13 protein-coding genes are annotated in these 17319 nt (G+C 68.0%); 3 read left to right on the forward strand and 10 right to left on the reverse strand.

What is annotated here, in order from left to right:
* Nucleotides 1–73 precede the first annotated feature (73 nt).
* Both ACFCV3_RS14825 and ACFCV3_RS14830 read right to left on the reverse strand, forming a co-directional pair.
* Nucleotides 74–289, reverse strand: a complete 216-nt coding sequence (locus tag ACFCV3_RS14825; RefSeq protein WP_376030367.1) for a hypothetical protein — start codon at nucleotides 287–289, stop codon at nucleotides 74–76.
* On the reverse strand, nucleotides 286–3153 hold the full coding sequence (locus tag ACFCV3_RS14830; protein ID WP_376030369.1) for a type 2 lanthipeptide synthetase LanM family protein: 2868 nt from the start codon (nucleotides 3151–3153) through the stop codon (nucleotides 286–288). Before ACFCV3_RS14830 ends, ACFCV3_RS14825 begins: the two co-directional genes overlap by 4 nt.
* 421 nt (nucleotides 3154–3574) lie before the next feature.
* Here ACFCV3_RS14830 and ACFCV3_RS14835 point away from each other — a divergent pair, with 421 nt between their 5' ends.
* Together ACFCV3_RS14835 and ACFCV3_RS14840 are read left to right on the forward strand one after the other, a co-directional pair.
* Nucleotides 3575–4618, forward strand: a complete 1044-nt coding sequence (locus tag ACFCV3_RS14835; RefSeq protein ID WP_376030370.1) for an MsnO8 family LLM class oxidoreductase — start codon at nucleotides 3575–3577, stop codon at nucleotides 4616–4618.
* Between the two features lie 20 nt (nucleotides 4619–4638).
* The gene (locus ACFCV3_RS14840; protein WP_376030372.1) at nucleotides 4639–6096 is read left to right on the forward strand and encodes an NAD-dependent succinate-semialdehyde dehydrogenase; all 1458 of its coding nucleotides are present in this window, start codon (nucleotides 4639–4641) and stop codon (nucleotides 6094–6096) included.
* On the opposite strand, the gene ACFCV3_RS14845 is transcribed toward ACFCV3_RS14840, so the two are convergent.
* The 7 genes from ACFCV3_RS14845 to ACFCV3_RS14875 all read right to left on the reverse strand — a co-directional run bounded on the left by ACFCV3_RS14845 (nucleotide 6097) and on the right by ACFCV3_RS14875 (nucleotide 13636).
* Nucleotides 6097–7305, reverse strand: a complete 1209-nt coding sequence (locus tag ACFCV3_RS14845) for a glutathionylspermidine synthase family protein (RefSeq protein ID WP_376030374.1) — start codon at nucleotides 7303–7305, stop codon at nucleotides 6097–6099.
* Complete coding sequence (locus ACFCV3_RS14850; protein ID WP_376030376.1) at nucleotides 7305–7718, reverse strand: hypothetical protein; 414 nt, start codon at nucleotides 7716–7718, stop codon at nucleotides 7305–7307. The genes ACFCV3_RS14845 and ACFCV3_RS14850 overlap by 1 nt, the downstream gene beginning before the upstream one ends.
* Nucleotides 7719–7757: 39 nt before the next feature.
* Nucleotides 7758–8642 carry a polysaccharide deacetylase family protein gene (locus ACFCV3_RS14855; protein ID WP_376030378.1) on the reverse strand — a complete coding sequence of 295 codons (885 nt, stop codon included), beginning with the start codon at nucleotides 8640–8642 and terminating at the stop codon, nucleotides 7758–7760.
* Nucleotides 8643–8658: 16 nt separating this feature from the next.
* Nucleotides 8659–11067, reverse strand: a complete 2409-nt coding sequence (locus tag ACFCV3_RS14860; protein WP_376030380.1) for a glycoside hydrolase family 2 protein — start codon at nucleotides 11065–11067, stop codon at nucleotides 8659–8661.
* Between the two features lie 106 nt (nucleotides 11068–11173).
* Nucleotides 11174–11782, reverse strand: coding sequence for an SGNH/GDSL hydrolase family protein (locus ACFCV3_RS14865; protein ID WP_376030382.1), 609 nt, complete (start codon nucleotides 11780–11782; stop codon nucleotides 11174–11176).
* Nucleotides 11783–11792: 10 nt separating this feature from the next.
* Entirely contained in the window at nucleotides 11793–12890 is a 1098-nt protein-coding gene (locus tag ACFCV3_RS14870; protein ID WP_376030384.1) for a Gfo/Idh/MocA family protein, read from the reverse strand.
* Complete coding sequence (locus tag ACFCV3_RS14875; protein WP_376030386.1) at nucleotides 12887–13636, reverse strand: sugar phosphate isomerase/epimerase family protein; 750 nt, start codon at nucleotides 13634–13636, stop codon at nucleotides 12887–12889. The genes ACFCV3_RS14870 and ACFCV3_RS14875 overlap by 4 nt, the downstream gene beginning before the upstream one ends.
* A 282-nt stretch (nucleotides 13637–13918) precedes the next feature.
* Between ACFCV3_RS14875 and ACFCV3_RS14880 the strand changes: the two genes are divergently transcribed.
* Complete coding sequence (locus ACFCV3_RS14880; protein ID WP_376030387.1) at nucleotides 13919–14932, forward strand: LacI family DNA-binding transcriptional regulator; 1014 nt, start codon at nucleotides 13919–13921, stop codon at nucleotides 14930–14932.
* 258 nt (nucleotides 14933–15190) lie between these two features.
* Here the strand turns inward: ACFCV3_RS14880 and ACFCV3_RS14885 are convergent, their stop codons facing one another.
* On the reverse strand, nucleotides 15191–17287 hold the full coding sequence (locus ACFCV3_RS14885) for a molybdopterin-dependent oxidoreductase (protein ID WP_376030389.1): 2097 nt from the start codon (nucleotides 17285–17287) through the stop codon (nucleotides 15191–15193).
* Between the last annotated feature and the right edge of the window lie 32 nt (nucleotides 17288–17319).

Raw genomic sequence — 17319 nt, forward strand, 5'->3', positions numbered from 1 at the left:
GCGGGTTCGGCGAGGTCGGCCGGCTGAACGCCCGGCCGACCTCGCTCGTTCAAACGATCGCTGGGGCGACGGCTCAGTCGTTGATGGTCGGGAACGGCCAGCCCGGCTCGGTGTTGATGACGGCGGCGCCGATTGAACTCATGCCGATGGTGCCCAAGAGGGCCATCGCGCGGGCGCCGATCTTGCTGCGCTTCGGCAGGTCGATCGGACCGAGCGGATCGGTGCCGGGCTCGCCGTTGCCGTCGGCCGGCTCGATGTGGTCCGGTCCGGAGTCGTTCTGGGCGGTCATGTTGTTCTCCCCTGTTGCGGTGTGGATGATTCCAGCAACAGCACGGATGGAACGCGTTCTGGGAACGCCAGCCGGAGTAGCCCGTAGCCGATTCCCGCCAGACCGGTCAGCAGACCTGGAGATGGAACCGCGCGAGGTGTACCGCACTGTGGTCCGTACTGCTGTACTGCCGCGAGCACCAGCCGGATACGGCGTTGCCGTACCCCCTCTACGGCTGGGTGTTCACGTTCGGCCAGCCACGCAAGTGGCTCGACCGCGCCGAGCTCGCCATGACACAAACTGAGGTCTGCAAGCACCGGACGTTCGGAAGCGGTCCTCAAATACATGTCGAGGTCCACTGATTCGCCGGCCGCCAGCCGGGCCAGCGTGCTGCCGGCCGCGCCGGAACACCACCCCTGGCCACTCGGACGGTCGAGATGGGTCGCTGCGCGGGCCGCAGCGAGGTATTTGTCACCTGGTAGGCCGTACTTGCTGAGTGCCCACGCGAGGCCTCGGTAGCCGCGGGCGAACCCTTGGCCGGATGTTCGCCCACCGTGGTCGACCGCGCTCACCAGTTCGTCGGCGTACCGCTGGGCGAGCCGCACTGCGGCCGGGATGCCCTGGATCGACTGCATGGCGGCGAGTCCACCTGCTGCGCCCTCGGCGTACGACGGGAACTCGGCCGGATCCGGTGTGAGCTGGCCGGCGAGCTCGAGCGAGGCCTGCAACCAGATGGTCAGCTCGGGGTCGCCGAGCAGGCCGGCGAGCCGGTTGAGTGCGTAGCTGATGCCGCCGAGGCCGTGCAGGCCTGGACCGACGAACTGCGCGGACTCGAGATCGGATCCGAGTACCTGCAGCAGTTCCGGTAGCGGCCGGATTGCGTCGCGCGCCAGTTCGCAGTACCGGTCCGCACCCGTCAGGGCGCCGACCTGGGCGAGGAAGAGCGCCGTACCGAGGTAGCCGTTGGTGAGTCCGGCACCCATCGGCCGGACTGCCCAGTGGCTGTCGTCGATGAGCTCGAGACCGAGCCAGTTCGCGCGGCCGCCGGGCTCACTGATGACCTGCGCCACGATCTCGTCCGCGATGTCGGTGGCGGTGGCCAACAGCTTGTCCGGGTCTGCCTCGGCGGTGCCCAGTCCGGGGCGGCTGGCGGTGCTCGTGTGCTCGACCGGGTCCGGGCGGGTCGCCAGTGAGGCGGCGATCAACCACCTTTGCCGGTGGGCGTCGACATCGCTGAGGGCGGCGATCTTCGCCTCGACCACGGCCAGTCCGGTGGCACCGAGGATGCCGGGGATCCGGGTGCCGTCGGCGGCCCAGATGTCGCGGCTGTTCGGACGGACCGTGAACAGGGGCACGTTGCCGGACCAGAGGTCGGACAGCTCGTCGGGCACCAGGTCTTGCAGTGTTGGGTCGCCGTCCCACAGCAGGTCGAAGAGGTCGCTGCGCCCTGCCGCGTTCCGGAGTGCATTCGGGTGCGTGGCTTCGTCCAGCAGACTGATGTACAGGCTGGTGTTGCGCGGGACGAAGCGGACCTGGTCGTTCGCGCAACGGGCCAGCATTCCTTCTGGGCCCAGCAGTTCGGTGCGGTGCCAGGCGACCGCCTCGTACGCCTCACGAAAGCCCATCAGCATTGCGACCTCGTGATCACGCGGCTCGACCACCACGCCGTCCAGCCGCGGCCGGTTGGTTCCGCCGGGCCGGCTGCGCGGCCGCCGTACCAGGTGCATTGAGTCCAGGCCCGCGTCGGCCCATTCGGCCACACTCTGTGGTGACGTAGCACCTTCGTCGCCGCCCAGCCCGGAGACGTCCGCAACCCCGTTCTCGCCGACCACCAGCAGGGGCAGCAACGCAGTGCGGTAGACCGAGCTCTGAATCGTCAGGAACGCAGGGTCGCGGCTGAGTGCCCCAGGTGGCAACAGGCTTGGGTGGAACAGCGTCTCGACATCCACGAGCACCGGCTGCTCGCCGACGGCGATCAGGTTCTCGTAGTGCATGTCGGTGCCGTCGAGGACGTAGAGCAAGGCGAGCAGGGCGCCTTGGCGGTGGTAGAAGCGGCGGACTGCGGCTGCGTCGGGGCAGGGTTCGCCGACGATGTACTCGAGCCAGCCGTAGTCCGGCCGGCACTCCAGCCGGACTGTGCGGAGGTCTAGGCCGGTCTTGGTGTTGAGCCAGTCGACCAGTTCGTTGAAGTGGCCGTGGAGGTCTAGTGAGCGCGGTTTGTAGACCAGGCGGTGGCCGTCGGCGAAGGTGAGGACGGCGGTGCAGCGGCCGCCGCGGTGGGCGTCGCCGGTGGTCTCGATGGAGGTCAGTGGACCGGGGTCCTGGCCGGCGAACAATCCGGTGATGAGTGACTCTCGGTCCTCGGCGAGTCGTGCCAGCAACTCGAGGTGACCCTCGAGGCTTTGGCGGCACGACTCGCCCAGGACCCGGGCCAGCACTGGATAGGCGGCCAGGAGTTCCGCCAGCTCGCTCCCTCCGACGAGCCGGTGGGTGAAGTTCAGGAAACGCAGCGCGGGGGTGGCGCCGACTAGCTCACCGCGGTCGCGGGCTCGGGCCAGCTCCAGGACCAGCGTGCGGGAGGCTTGGTTGACCAGTTGCAGACCGAGGCGCTGCAGGAACTGCTCGGTCAGTACGCCGGTGTGCCCGGCGGCGGTCAGGTCGTCGCGAGCGACTGCGAGCAGCGGGTGCAGGCAGCGCATGAGTGCCTGGCGCCAGTCGTTGTCGGCGGCGGGTGGGGTGCTCGGGCGCGCGGTGGTGGCGCGGTCGACGTACTGCGCCCAGGGCGGGGTGACTCCGGACCGTTCGTCCGGGCGCAGCGCGGCGGACCACCAGGCGTCGGGGCGCTGGTCGGTCCGGGGCGGTCCGGCGGTCAGTGAGTTGAGCACTTGCTCAGGCTGCCATCGGCACCTTGTCCTGGGCATGGGTACGAAGCCCCCATATTTTGCGGTCGGGCTGGCCAAAAGGGATGACAACGGTGGGCAACTGCCGCGGGGCGACGACTGGGGGTTGATCACCCCGCGGCAGCAGCGCCCGGCCGGCCTCTGGTGGAAGGCGGGCCGGATCAGGTGGGGAGCGGAACTACGGCTCCCAGTTCGTTGTCTGCACTCGTCCTTGGCCTCCTCTGCCGCGAATTCTGGAAGGAACGCCGGGAACAATGCCTGACAGGTCAGTGAGGCGGCAAGGGATCGGGTCCCCCATCTTTCGGGGTAGCGGTTGACAGAAAGATGGGTGCAGGACCCCCATGTGGAAACGCGCGTGCGCTGCGACGGTGAGCAGGTGCTCTCTCCTGTCACTCCTGGTTTGCCGGTGTCTGCGCACTCGGTGCTGGACACCGTTCCGCAGCTGCCCGGTCAGTCGGCTGCGGCCGCACTCCGGGAGACCGCAGAGGTTGCACAGGCTGCCGACGACCTCGGTTACCGCCGGTTCTGGTTGGGGGAGCAGCACGGCGTCCGGGGCGTCGGCAGCGCGGCGCCTGCCGTTCTTGCCGCAGTCCTGGCAGCACGGACCGACCGGATCCGGCTGGGCTCGGCCGGCGTGCTTCTGACCAACCACCAGCCGCTGGTGATCGCCGAACAGTTCGCGGCGCTCGCTGCGGCGTACCCGAGCCGCATCGACCTCGGTGTCGGCCAGCAGTTCAGTCACGCGCCCAGTACGGCGGCCGCGCTCGGCGGTGGCGCCCGTGACACCTTCCCGCAGCGACTGGACGAGTTGTGCGGGTTCCTCCGCGACGGCATGCCCGGTCGCGCACCCGTGGGCGACGTACGGCTGTCACTGGCCGGACTGCCGCCGCCAGTGCTCGTGTGCGCCGACCACCCCGGTGCGGCTGCGGTTGCCGCCGTACGAGGGCTGCCGGTCGTGGTGCAGCATCACAGTGCGACGGCGATGACCAGTGCGGCGGTGGCGGCGTACCGGGATCACTTCGAGGCCAGTGGGCCGACAGTGAAGCCCTACCTGGCTGTGACGATCGGAGTGGTTGCTGCGGACACGGAAGAAGAGGCGATCATCCGGTTCGCTGAATACGTGCGAGTGAAGACGCGGCTCAGTGTGGCGTCACCTCGTGCGACTACGGCTGAGCTGATGGCTTTGCTGGAGCCACCTCTGACCGGACGCGAGCGTGGTCGCGCCGAACGGCTCCTGGACGACCCGGGCCACATAGTTGGCTCCCGCACCTCAGTGGTGTCGGCACTCGGCAGTCTGGTCGCCGGTACGACGGCCGACGAGCTGATGCTGGTCCCGCTCGCCTTCGACGGTCTGGTCCGGTCATCGATCCTGCGGACGATTGCTGCCGGTCTGACGCGCGCGATCCGGACGGTACCGCGGCACGCTCCGCCGCTCATTGCCACCGCCTGACAGCGGCCTATGGTGGGTGTATGGACAAGGAGCAGGCGGTTGTCGAGCAGTGTCCGACTGAGCTGTTCATAGGCGGCAAGTGGCGAGCGGCTGAGGGTGGCCGAACGCTGGCCGTCGAGGACCCCTCCACCGGTACGACGTTGTGTGCGGTCGCCGATGCCAGTCCGGCCGACGGCAGGGCCGCACTCGACGCAGCCGTTGCCGCGCAGGCGGACTGGGCAGCCACGCCACCACGTGAGCGTGGCGAGATCCTGCGCCGTACCTATGAGCTGATGACTGAGCGCGCCGACGAGCTTGCGCTGCTGATGACGCTCGAGATGGGCAAACCGGTCGCCGAGTCCAAGGGCGAGATCGCGTACGCCGCTGAGTTCTTCCGGTGGTTCGCCGAAGAGGCGGTGCGGATCGAGGGCAGCTACCAGGTCGCGCCGAACGGCAAGGGCCGCTTCCTGGTGATGCGGCAGCCGGTCGGCCCGTGCCTGCTGATCACCCCGTGGAACTTCCCGGCTGCGATGGGCGCCCGCAAGATCGGCCCGGCGGTCGCGGCCGGCTGCACGATGGTGATCAAGCCGGCCTCGCAGACCCCGCTGTCGATGCTGAAGCTGGCCGAGCTGATGACCGAGGCCGGGCTACCCGCCGGTGTCCTCAATGTGGTGACCACCAGCGACTCCGGCGGCGTGATGGAACCGTTGATCCGCGACGGCCGCGCCCGCAAGCTGTCCTTCACCGGCTCCACCCAGGTCGGCCGCAAGCTGATCGAGCAGGCCGCGGAGCAGGTGCTGAAGACCAGCATGGAGCTGGGCGGCAACGCGCCGTTGCTGGTGTTCGCCGATGCCGACCTCGACCAGGCCGTCGAGGGCGCGATGCTGGCGAAGATGCGCAACGGCGGCGAGGCCTGTACGGCGGCCAACCGCATTTACGTGCAGTCCGCCGTACTGGACGAGTTCTCGCGGCGGCTCACCGAACGGATGGCAGCTCTCACCGTCGGTCGCGGGACCGAGGACGGAGTCGACGTCGGGCCGCTGATCGACGCAACCCAGCGGGACAAGGTCAAGGAGCTGGTCGACGACGCGGTCGAACTCGGCGCGCGGGTGCTCACCGGCGGATCGGTTGCCGAAGGCAACGGCTACTTCTACCCACCGACCGTTCTGGCCGACGTGCCCTGGGACGCCCGGTTGCAGAAGGAGGAGATCTTCGGCCCGGTCGCCCCGCTGACCTCCTTCGACACCGAGGACGAAGCGGTGGAGATGGCGAACGACACCGAGTACGGGCTGGTCTCCTACCTGTTCACCAACGACCTGACCCGCGCGCTGCGCATCTCCGAACGCCTCGAGACCGGCATGATCGGTCTCAACCAGGGCATCGTCTCCAACCCCGCGGCTCCGTTCGGCGGCGTCAAGCAGTCCGGCCTCGGCCGCGAAGGCGGCTCGGTCGGCATCGACGAGTACCTGGAGACCAAGTACATCGCCATCAACATCTGATTACTCGGCGAGCCAGCGCCGTACCGTCTCGGCATCCGGCCTTGGGCTGGTGCCGATGGCGTGCGGGACGAAGCGGGCGTAGTAGTCGGTGATCGGCCCGTCGGACTCGCGCACCATCATGCCGGCGGCCGATCCGTCGACGATCCAGCTCCCGATGACGGCCCGGTTGCCGTCGTACGACGGGAGTGGGTGCCAGGCCTGGTAGACCATCGTCGCCATGTCGTACGGACCGTCCTGCGTGTGGTCCTCGTCGGCGGTGTGGATGACGATGTTGCTGCCCTCGCGGCCGTGGAGCGGTTTGGCGACCCACTCGGTCAGATCGCCCGGGTGACCGAAGTAGGCCGGCAGCAGGTTCGGGTGGTCGGGGTAGAGCTCCCAGAGCACTGGCAGGATCGCCTTGGTGGACAGCATGGTCTTCCAGACCGGCTCGATCCACTGCACCGGCTGACGTTCCGTACCCGCCAGGATGAAGCGGCCGAACTCCTCGTCCAGCATGTCCTCCCAGGGGTACAGCTTGAAGGCAGTGCGGATCGGCCGGTTGCCCCAGTCGACGAAACGGCGTTCTGCGGAGTCCCAGCCGACGTCCTCGATCTCGTGTCCGTACGTCGCCAGTCCGGCCATCGCCGCGGTGTCGCGCAGGTAGGCGACTGTCATCTCCTCCTCACCGGATGTTTCGGCGGCGGAGTTGAAGAAGTGCGCCTCGTTACCAGGGAACTGGTGTTGGGACCACCACTGCACCAGGCGATCGTGGACCGAGTTCCACTGGTCGGCGTCCGGGAAGACGTCCTCCAACCAGTTCCACTGGATCACTGCGGACTCGACCAGGCCGGTCGGGGTGTCCCCGTTGATCTCCAGCATCTTCGGGTCGGCACCGTTCCAGGCCAGGTCGAAGCGGGCGTACATGGACAGGTCGTCGTGCATGAGCGACTGCTGGACCAGAGCCAGCGTGCCGGGCGCCAGACCGAGCTGGGTGTCGGAGAACCGGTCGCCGGTCGCCATCACCTCAGCGGCGTGCGTGCACATCGCGTAGAGCTCCTCGGTGACGCTCTCGAGGTGCAGGACCTCGTCCATGGTCACCTCGTACCAGGCGCTCTCGTTCCAGTACGGGCGTTCGGTGCCGTCGGGCATGTCGGTCATCGGGAACACCAGTCCCTGCTCGACGACCTTCTCCCGCCAGCCGGGCCGCGGCCTACTCGCGTGCCGCCACATCAGCCGCCGGACCTCCCATGGCTCGAGTGACCGAAGCCACCGCGCGAGATGGTGCTGATGTCGCCACCACTCTTCGAGAGGCCGCCACGCTGGATCGTCGGCGAACCACTACCGCCACCAGTGCGCTCGTCGCGCTCCCGAGGGACGGTGTAGGTGCCGTTGCCGGCGTAGTACGTCCCGCCGATGGCCGGCACATAGGCAGTGCCCCGAGTCGCCATGTAGAACCAGAAGAAGCCGGTGCCCGAGCCGTGGTACTCCTGCTCGTCCTTGCAGTTGTCGTCGTCGACCCTGGTCTCCGTCTGCGGATCGACGCAGATCGCCGCATAGTCGGCAGTGTCGTCATCGCTGGAGCACCCGGTGAGAGTGGCCGCGACCAGTGCGGTCAGGCCGAGCGTGATGCCTGCACTCCGCATCCGCCTCTTGTTCACAACAGGACTGACGGGACGGTTGAGTCAGCGGTTCCCGTTCATGAGCTGAGTCACAGTGACGAGCTGGAAGCCGCGGGCCCGCAGCTCCTTCACGATCGGGGTGATCGCTTCGTCCGTGTACGGCGCGTTGTCGCCGCCGTGCATGTGGAGGACGACGACCGAGCCGTTCTGCACGTTGGACAGCACCTGCTTGACGATCTGCTTCTTGGACTTCGCGAACCCGTCCGCACCAGGCACGTCCAGTCCCACGGCTGTCACTCCGGCAGGGGCGAGCTCGTGCAGCGCCGTACCGTCGTAGCACCCACCGGGGAAGCGGAACCAGCGCGTGGCCTGAGGGTCCAGCTTGTCGAGCTGCTTGACCGCCTTCTGGACGTCAGCCAGCATGTCTGCCCGCGGAACCGTGCCCAGCGTGTAGCAGTGCTTGGTGAAAGCGCGGTGGTCGTAGCTGTGCGTGCCGAGCTCGAACAGCGGGTCAGCGGCCAGCTCCCGTGTGACCTCCGGGTACTCCTCCATCCACATGCCGGTGAGGAACATGGTGGCCGGCACCTGCAGAGTCCGCAGCTCGTTGATCAGAGCGGCGTTGTAGTACGACTGGACCTTCCCACTCAGCAGCCGCTTCCGCATGGCGGCTGTGAGGTCCGCATCGAACGTCAACGCGACCAGCTTCTGGTCCCGCGGGCCGTGGTCGACGATTGGCATCAGGTTGCGGTTGTGCGACTCCCCAGGGCGGTTGTTCGGCGTACCGACCGGGGTGGGCGTGCTGGGCGGCGGAGTGCTGGGCCGGGGAGTTGTTGTTGCCTTAGGCGTCGTGCTGAGGGGGACGACGCCCGTCGACGCCTCTTGCTCTCCACAGCCGGCCAGCACCATCACGGCTGCCAGCAGCAGCACCATCCCCCGAGCCCCAGTCACGATCGCCCAGTATGGCTCACTCCCCGGTCAGCAGGTCGTTCGCCGAGCGCAGCACCGGTACGCCGACCTCAGCCGGAGCGCTCGCTCCGGTGACATGGAACGTGTGGCTCTCACCAGCGGACAGTGTGACCAGACACGAGTCAACCCGAGCTGCCGCGTCCAGGCGGTCCGGGAAGAGCGCCAGGTCCTTGGCCAACGCGGTCGCCGTGACAGTGACGTCGTACCCGTCACTGGTCGGGGTGACCGCAGCCGTGTAGGCGTCCGGTGCCAGCTGCAGCTTCGTGTCCTCGACGAAGTACCAGTACGCCGTCGCGCCGTCATCCGCGCGGACTTCCAGGTACTCGGTCGTGGCGTCGAGCGAGATGAGCGAAACCGGCACCGTGGTCAGCGTCGCGGAGCGGGGCTCTACTTCGAGCGCGATGCTCTCGCGCGCGAACACCTCACCACCGGCACCGGTCGCCCGGCGAGTCAGCGTCAGCCGGGTCGACCAGGCCTCGTCGGAGTCGTTGTGCGCGGCAACGACCAGCCCGTCCTCGGTCGGCTGCACGCTGAGCAGACGATCGGCGTACACCTTCTTCAAGGCGAACCACAGCGGCTTCCGGATCCCGTGCCCGTCGACCGCGGCCCACGACACGACCGGCCAGTTGTCGTTGAGCTGCCAGATGATCGCGCCGGTGTTCAGCGGGAACAGACTGCGGAAGTGCTCGATCCCGTAGATGATCGCCCGCGCCTGGTTGAGCTGCGTCGTCCAGTGCCAGTCGTCCATCGACTTCCACAGCGGCAGGTGATCGCCCAGACCGCGCTCCAGCTTGAGGTTGCCCTCGTAGGCCTTCTGGTGCACGAGCATCTGCTCGCCGTACGGATCCAGTGGCTCGTCGTGGACCACCGAGGTCAGCGTCGACCAGGCCGGCGGTCCCTGGAACCCGAACTCCGACACGAACCGCGGCTTGTACTTGCGGTAGTTCGTGTAGTCCACCTGGTTCCACACGTCCCAGATGTGCATGGTGCCGTTGCGGTCGTCGTTCGGGTGGATGAAGTGGTCGTACGAGTACGGGCTGCCCTCCGAGTACGGCGTCCGCGGGTCGAGCTCGTGGACGATCTTCGGCAGCAGGTCGAAGTAGTAGCCCTCACCCCACTTGCGCCCGGCCAGCGGCGCGCGCCAGCCCCACTCGACGTACCCCCAGATGTTCTCGTTGTTGCCGTTCCAGACCGCCAGGCTGGCGTGCTTGCTCAGCCGCGTGACGGCCTGCTGCGCTTCGGCCTCGACCTCGCTCCACAGCGGCTCGTCCTCGGAGTAGGCCGCGCAGGCGAACAGGAAGTCCTGCCAGACCAGCACGCCCTGCTCGTCGCAGATGTCGTAGAAGTCGTCGGTCTCGTAGATGCCGCCACCCCAGACGCGCAGCAGATTCATACCGGCGTCGAGTGCGTCCTGGATGCTCGTCTCGTACGTCGAGCGGTTCAGCCGGGTCACGAAGGCGTCGTCGGGGATCCAGTTCGCGCCGCGGACATAGATCGGCTTGCCGTTCACCGACAGCACGAACGGGCCGCCGTCCTTGTCGGGGGCAACATTCATCGTGATGTCGCGGAACCCGACCCGGCCGGTCCAGCTGTCATCGCCGGCAGCGACAGTGACGTCGTACAAGGGCTGCTCGCCGTGGCCGCGCGGCCACCAGAGCTCCGCGTTGGCGACGGTGCTGGTCAGTACGACGCTCTCGGTGCCGGGGGCAACAGTCGTCGACTCCTCGACATCGCCAACCTTGACGGTCACCGCCGTGTCGGCTGCGCCCTCGCTCCAGGCCAGCGCCACATGCGTCGTCAGGACGCCGTCGGCGCTTGCCAGCGGGCGGACGGAGTCGATCCGGACGCCGGACCAGGACTCGATCCCGATCGGCTTCCAGATACCGGCGGTGGCGAGGTCGGGACCCCAGTCCCAGCCGTAGTTGCTGGCCATCTTCCGGATCGCGTTGTACGGGTGCTTGTTCGTGTGCGGCCACAGCCCGAGCGTCTCGGCGAACTTCTGCGCGGCCTCGACCGGTGCCGCGAATGCGATCACCAGTTCATTGCCCGAGGCAATCAGTAGGCCGGTGACGTCGAAGCGGTAGCCCCGGTGCTGGTTCCGGGTCCGCCCGAGCTCGGTCCCGTTCAGCGTCACGGTCGCCACCGTGTCGAGCCCGTCGGCCACGAGCTCCTGAACGGCGTGCCCGTCCGCGGCCCAATCGAAGGTCGTCCGGTAGGTCCAGTCGGTCGACCCGATCCACGCCAGCTTGCTCTCGTTGTCCCCGTCGAACGGATCCGGGATCACGCCCGCCGCGAGCAGGTCGGTGTGCACCTCACCAGGCACGGTCGCCGCGATCGCCGCCTGGTCGACGGACTCCACGGTCCAGACGGCGCCACCCTCGGTGGTCAGGTTCTTGCGAGCTGTCACAGCAGATCTCCAGAGAGCGTGAACCGGTTTAGTCAGGACAAACTACAGGTCCCCGATGAGGTGCGGGGAGCCCCCGCCGCGCCGGAGGCGTGGCATTCAATAGAGTTCAGGGAGCGAGAACGTAGTGCTGCCAGAGATCGGCAAGTGCCTCGTGGCCAGCGGCTGAAGGGTGTACGCCGTCGTCGGCCAGGGTGGCCGCGCCGACGCCCGAAGCGAGTTTGTTCAGCTCGGCGTCGGCCGGTACCAGGATCGCGTCGTACTCGACGGCGAGCTTCCGGACGACCTCGATCTTCGGGTCGAGGTCCTCCCGCCACTCAGCCTGCTCGGGCTTCACCGGCAGCAGGAAGGGCTCGACGAGCACGAGCGGGCACTGCAGTGGTGCGAGCAGTTCGCGGTACGACGCCTCGTACGCCTCGACCGTGGTCGGGTCGAACTTGTCGTACCGGCGCCAGGTGTCGTTGATACCGATCAGGATCGACACCAGCGACGGCTCGAACGCCAGGACGTCGGTGGACCACCGCGCGACCAGGTCGACCGCGCGGTTGCCACTGGTCCCGGCGTTGACGATCCGCGGCCGGTGCTCGCCGAGGTCCTCGGCGATGTCCCGGACATAGGTGTTCCCCAGTCCGGTGGGGTCGGTGCGATGACCGCCGTCGGTGACGGAGTCCCCGGCGAACACGACGGTCCACCGGGGATCCAGCTGAAGTTTGTTCACCGGGTCATCTTTACAGGGTCGCCGCGTGCACGTCCCAGTCCTCCGGCAGGACCGGAGCGACCTCGACCGTGCTCGTCACGTCGACGAACGCGCCGGTGTCGATCGACTGGGTGATGGAGGACATCACGTCGACGATGTGGAACGCGAGCGCCCCGTTCGCCCGGTGCGGCCGGTCCGCGCGGATCGCCCGGGCCATCTCCAGAACGCCCGTACCACGCTGCGCCGACGCCTCGGTGGTCTCCAGCGTCTCCCAGTCCTCGGCACCCCGGCGGCGGATCTTGATCTCACCGTCGAACCCGTTCGGGTCCGGTACGGCGAGGGTCGCCTCGCTACCGGTGATCTCGACGAACCCGGCCCGGGACAGCGGTGAGTCGAAGCTGAAGATGCTCTGCGACGACTGACCCGACTCGAACCGTGCGATCGCGCTGACATGCGTCGGCACCGTCACGTCGAAGTCGGTCCCGGCCAGCGGGCCCGATCCGATCGTGCGCTTCTCCTTCGACTTCGACCCCAGCCCGGCCACCGCCGCGACCGGTCCGAACAGCTGGACCAGCGTGGTCAGGTAGTACGGGCCGATGTCCCAGAGCGGGCCGGCGCCCTCCTGGAACAGGAACGCCGGGTTCGGGTGCCACGACTCCGGGCCGGGGGACTGCATCAGCGTGAGCGCGGTCAACGGCGTACCGATGTCGCCACGCTCGATGATCCGGCGCGACTCCTGCAGCCCCGGGCCGAGGATCGTGTCCGGCGCGCAGCCCAGCCGCAGCCCGGCGTCCTTTGCGGCCGCGAGCAGCTTGAGGCCGCTCTCCTGATCCAGCGAGAAGGGCTTCTCGCTCCAGACATGCTTGCCTGCGGCAACGGCGGCCAGCGCCACCTCGACGTGCGCGATCGGGATGGTCAGGTTGACCACGATCTCGACGTCCGGGTGGCTCAGCACCGCTTCGGGACCCCCGTGGGTCTCGATACCGAACTGACTCGCCTTCTCCTTCGCCGCCTCCGGCCGCAGGTCGCCGATCGCGACGACCTTCAGGTCGGGGAAGCTCTGCATGCTCTTGATGTAGGCGTCCGAGATGACCCCGGCGCCGATCACACCTACGCCGACCGCGGTCATGCGGGTGCGCCCTCTCCGGTGAGGAACTTGAAGCTGCCCTCGACGGCGTCGAAGATCTCGCCGGCGAAGTCGTCCAGCTCGACCACGCGTAGAGCCTGCGGGGCCGCGGCCAGGATGTCGGCGATCGCGATGGTGCCGTCACCGACAGCGGTCTGGGCCTTGTTGTCCAGGGTGCCGTCGCCGTCCTTGACGTGGATCGCCTGGACCCGGTTGCCCCACTTCTTCAGCAGGGCCGGGATGTCGCCGCCGCCGACGACGCCCCAGTAGGTGTCGACCTCGAGGACGACCTCGTCGTTCAGGTGGTCGACGAAGATCTCCAGCGGGTGCGCGCCGCCGATCTTGTTCTCGAACTCGAACTGGTGGTTGTGGTAGCCGACCGTGATGCCGTGCTCGGCGGCCTCGACGGACGCCTGGTTCAGCGCCTCGGCGGTCGCCTTGATGTCATCGGCCGACAGCCAGCGGGACGGGTCGATGAAGGGCTCGACGACGGTCCCGATGCCGAGCTTCTTGGCGGCGGCGTAGATCGGCGCGGCCTCGTCACGGAGCAGGCTGGCGTGCGTGGTGGGCGCCGACAGTCCGTGCTTGGGCAGCGCGTCGGCCAGCCGGTCCGCGTTCCCCGGGATTCCGAACGGCTCCACCTTGGTGTAGCCGATCTCCGCGATGCGGGCCAGGGTGGCGTCGAAGTCCTCTTCGAGCTTGTGGCGGACCGTGTACAACTGGAGGGACAGGTTGTCCACTGCGACCATGGTTTCTCCTCGTGACCGGCACCGCGCTCGCTGCCCTGGAGCCGCCGTACCGGCGTGATAGCCGAACCGGTTAAGTAACGCTGGCAACCGTATCCCAATCCCGGTCGCCCCGACTAGCCTCCGCCCAGACCTCGGGCGTTCGCGACCGGAACCGGCGCGTTCCGGAATGCGAACAAGAAGATCACTCTTCGCTCCCATCTGGTGACACTGCGTGGAAACGCGCGCACACTAGAGGATTCCGGACCGACCGTCAGCGGTCCGGCCGCCCGTGAGGAGTTTGTTGTGCCCCGAGTCACCATCAAGGAGATCGCGCGCCGCGCCGGCGTCTCCAAAGGCGCGGTGTCGTACGCGCTGAACAACCAGCCCGGAGTTTCCGCGGCTACCCGTGCGCGGGTTCTTCGAGTTGCCGAGGAAATGGAGTGGGTACCGAATCGCGCCGCCCGTCAGCTGTCCGCGGCGCGCAGTGAGACCTTCGGCCTGGTGCTTGCGCGGACCGCGCAGACGCTGACCGAAGAGCCGTTCTACATGGGCTTCGTGGGAGGTGTGGAGTCCGTGCTCGCCGAGCGCTCGTACGCGTTGGCCCTTCAGGTGGTGACCAACTTGGACGACGAACTGGCGACGTACCGGAAGTGGGCCGCCGAGCGCCGCGTCGACGGCGTGATCGTGGTCGACCTGCGGGTCGCCGACCCGCGGATCCCGTTGCTCCGCAAGCTCGGCCTGCCCGCCGTCCTGGTCGGTCACCCCGAGCTGGCCGACGGCCTGCCGTGCGTCTGGTCCGACGCCACCGCCGCCATGCACACCGCCCTCGGCCACGTCGCCACCCTCGGCCACCGCCGGGTGGCCCGCGTCGCCGGCCCGCCGGAGTACGGCGATGTGTGGATCCGCGACCGCGCGTTCGTCGAGGCGAGCAGCCGCTACGGCCTGGAGACCAAGGTCATCCACACCGACTACTCCGCCGACGAAGGCGCCGCCGCCACCCGCGACCTGCTCGCCGCCGGCCCGCGCCCGACCGCGATCATCTACGACAACGACCTGATGGCCGTAGCAGGCCTCTCCGTGGTCCAAGGCCTAGGCGCCGTCGTCCCCCGCGACATCACCCTGATCGCCTGGGACGACTCCACCCTCTGCCGCATCACCCACCCCCGCCTGACCGCGATGTCCAACAACATCGTCGGCTTCGGCGCCGAAGTAACCCACCGCCTCCTAGCTCTCCTGGACGGCGCCCGCCCCGAACCCCACCTCTACTCCACCCCCCTCCTCATCATCCGGGACTCCTCAGCCCAACCCCCGCCCTAACCCCACCCATTTCCCTGCCTAGCCACCGAAATCGGGGGTTCTGCACCCATATTCAGGGTGCTGAACCCCGCATTTGGCTGCCTAGCCAGCCAAATGCGGTCGGCTGGCGGTGCGCGACCCCGTCCGCCGCCGTACGGGCAGCATTTGCCTGGCTAGGCACCGATATCGGGGGTTCGGCACTCGTAACCAGGGTGCTGAACCCCTGATTTCGGTGGCTAGCCAGCCAAATCGGGTACGGCGGGTGGGCCGGGGGAGGGGTTAGGGGGCGGGGGTGATGGTGACGGGGATGCCGTTGATGGCTGCGGTGCCGGAGATGGGGTCGGTGAGGGCGGAATCCGTGAGGTCGTTGAGGGAGATGCCGGGGAGTTGGGTGGCTACGGCCAGGTGGACGCCGGAGCGGGTGTGGCCGAAGCCGTGCGGGAGGGAGACCACGCCGGGCATCATGTCGTTGCTGGAGGCAACTTCTACCGCGAGGGAGCCGGCCGTGGTGGTGATGGTGACGAGCTGACCGGTGGTGAGGGAGCGGTCGGCCAGGTCGGTGGGGTGCATCAGCAGGTGGTGGCGCGGTTTGCCCTTCACCAGGCGGGCCGAGTTGTGCATCCAGGAGTTGTTGCTGCGCAGGTGCCGCCGGCCGATCAGGAGCAGTTCGCCCTCGGCCGTTGCCTGCAGTTCGGAGAGACGGCCGAGGTCGGCCAGGATCATCGGCTGGTCGAGGTTGATCCGTTTGTTCTTGTGGAACAGCGCTCCGGGCAAGGCCGGTTGCAGCGGTCCGAGGTCGATCCCGCCGGGCGACTTCCGCAGTTTGCGCAGTGACAGCTTGTACGGGCCGATCCGCAGTCCCACGTCGACCACGCGTCGAGGTGCCAACCGCAGTCGCGCCTCGGTGACAAGACGTTTACGGCTCAGCGGCGTACGTCGTACCAGCGCGGTGCCGAGATCGCGGAAGATCTCCCAGTCGTGCCGGGCCTCAGCGGGCTTTGCCAGTACGGCGTCGTTCCAGCGGGCCGTGTTCCGGACCGCGAGGTTGTGGAAGATCACGTCGTAGTGATCGCGCTCGAGGGGCGGGGCCGGTGGCAGGATCACATCGGCGTGCCGTGTGGTCTCGTTGATGTACGGGTCGACCGCGACCATGAATTCGAGCGACTCGAACGCCTCGTCGAGCTTCCGCCCGTCCGGGGTCGACAGCACCGGGTTCCCGGCGATCGTCACCATCGCCCGGATCTGCCCATCACCCGGGGTCAGGATCTCCTCGGCCATCACCGACACCGGCAGCTCACCGCCGAACTCCGGCAACCCGCGGACCCGGCTCGACCACACGCCGAGATGCCCGCGACCCAGCCCGATCAGCGCGTTCACGGCCGGTCGCGGGAACATCGTGCCGCCCGGTCGATCCAGGTTGCCGGTGATGATGTTCAGCACCTGGATCGCCCACTGGCACAGCGCCCCGAACTGCTGCGTCGACACCCCGACCCGCCCGTAGACCGCAGCGCGCCCAGCAGTCGCGTACTCGTGGGCGATCCGCCGGATCACCTCGGCGTCGATCCCCGTCAGCGCGGCCGCACGCTCCGGCGTCCAGTCCTCGACCGCGGCCTCCACAGCCGCCAGCCCATCGACGTACGGCGCTGGTCGTGCATGCCCGTCCGCGATCACCTGATGAATCAGCGCGAGCAGGAATGCCGCATCGGTCCCCGGCCTCACAAAATGGTGTTCATCGACGACCGCAGCCGTCTCGGTCCGGCGCGGGTCGATCAGGACGACCTTGCCACCGCGCTTGCGCACCTCTTTGATCCGCCGCCCGAAACCGGGCGCGGTCATCATGCTCCCGTTCGACGCGAGCGGGTTCGCACCGAGCATCAGCAGGTACGACGTCCGGTCGATATCGGGGACCGCGATCATCAGCTGATGCCCGTACAGCAGGTACGACGAGAGCATCTGCGGCAACTGGTCGATCGATGTGGCGCTGAACTTGCTCCGCGTTCGGAGCTGCCGGACCATCGTCGGCATGTGTGTCAGCGCGCCGAGGCTGTGCACGTTCGGGTTCCCGAGATAGACGCCGACCGAGTTCCGCCCGTGCTCGCGCTGGATCGCGGTCAGCTTGTTCACGATCAGTTCGTACGCCGCGTCCCACCCGATCTCCTGCCAGCCTTCGGCAGTACGGCGTACCGGTGTGGTCAGCCGGTCTGGATCCTCCTGCAGGTCGCGCAGCGCAACCGCCTTCGGGCAGATGTGACCGCGGGACAACGGATCCGATTCGTCGCCCCGGATATCGGTGACGTGCCCGTCCTCGACCGTCACCAGGACGCCGCAGATCGCTTCACACAGGTTGCAGGAGGTCCGCCGTACCGTGGTCGCCATCCAGCCAAACTACCCCTGGGTAGCCGACCTCG

Source organism: Kribbella sp. NPDC056345 (assembly GCF_042262745.1).
In the GTDB taxonomy this organism is placed as follows: domain Bacteria; phylum Actinomycetota; class Actinomycetes; order Propionibacteriales; family Kribbellaceae; genus Kribbella.

Excerpts from the sequence above, each read along its gene's own strand:
- ACFCV3_RS14885 (WP_376030389.1), bottom strand. The coding sequence starts at position 17,287 with ATGGCGACCACGGTACGGCGGACCTCCTGCAACCTGTGTGAAGCGATC.
- ACFCV3_RS14825 (WP_376030367.1), bottom strand. The coding sequence starts at position 289 with ATGACCGCCCAGAACGACTCCGGACCGGACCACATCGAGCCGGCCGAC.
- ACFCV3_RS14840 (WP_376030372.1), top strand. The coding sequence starts at position 4,639 with ATGGACAAGGAGCAGGCGGTTGTCGAGCAGTGTCCGACTGAGCTGTTC.
- ACFCV3_RS14870 (WP_376030384.1), bottom strand. The coding sequence starts at position 12,890 with ATGACCGCGGTCGGCGTAGGTGTGATCGGCGCCGGGGTCATCTCGGAC.
- ACFCV3_RS14845 (WP_376030374.1), bottom strand. The coding sequence starts at position 7,305 with ATGTGGCGGCACGCGAGTAGGCCGCGGCCCGGCTGGCGGGAGAAGGTC.
- ACFCV3_RS14850 (WP_376030376.1), bottom strand. The coding sequence starts at position 7,718 with ATGCGGAGTGCAGGCATCACGCTCGGCCTGACCGCACTGGTCGCGGCC.
- ACFCV3_RS14875 (WP_376030386.1), bottom strand. The coding sequence starts at position 13,636 with ATGGTCGCAGTGGACAACCTGTCCCTCCAGTTGTACACGGTCCGCCAC.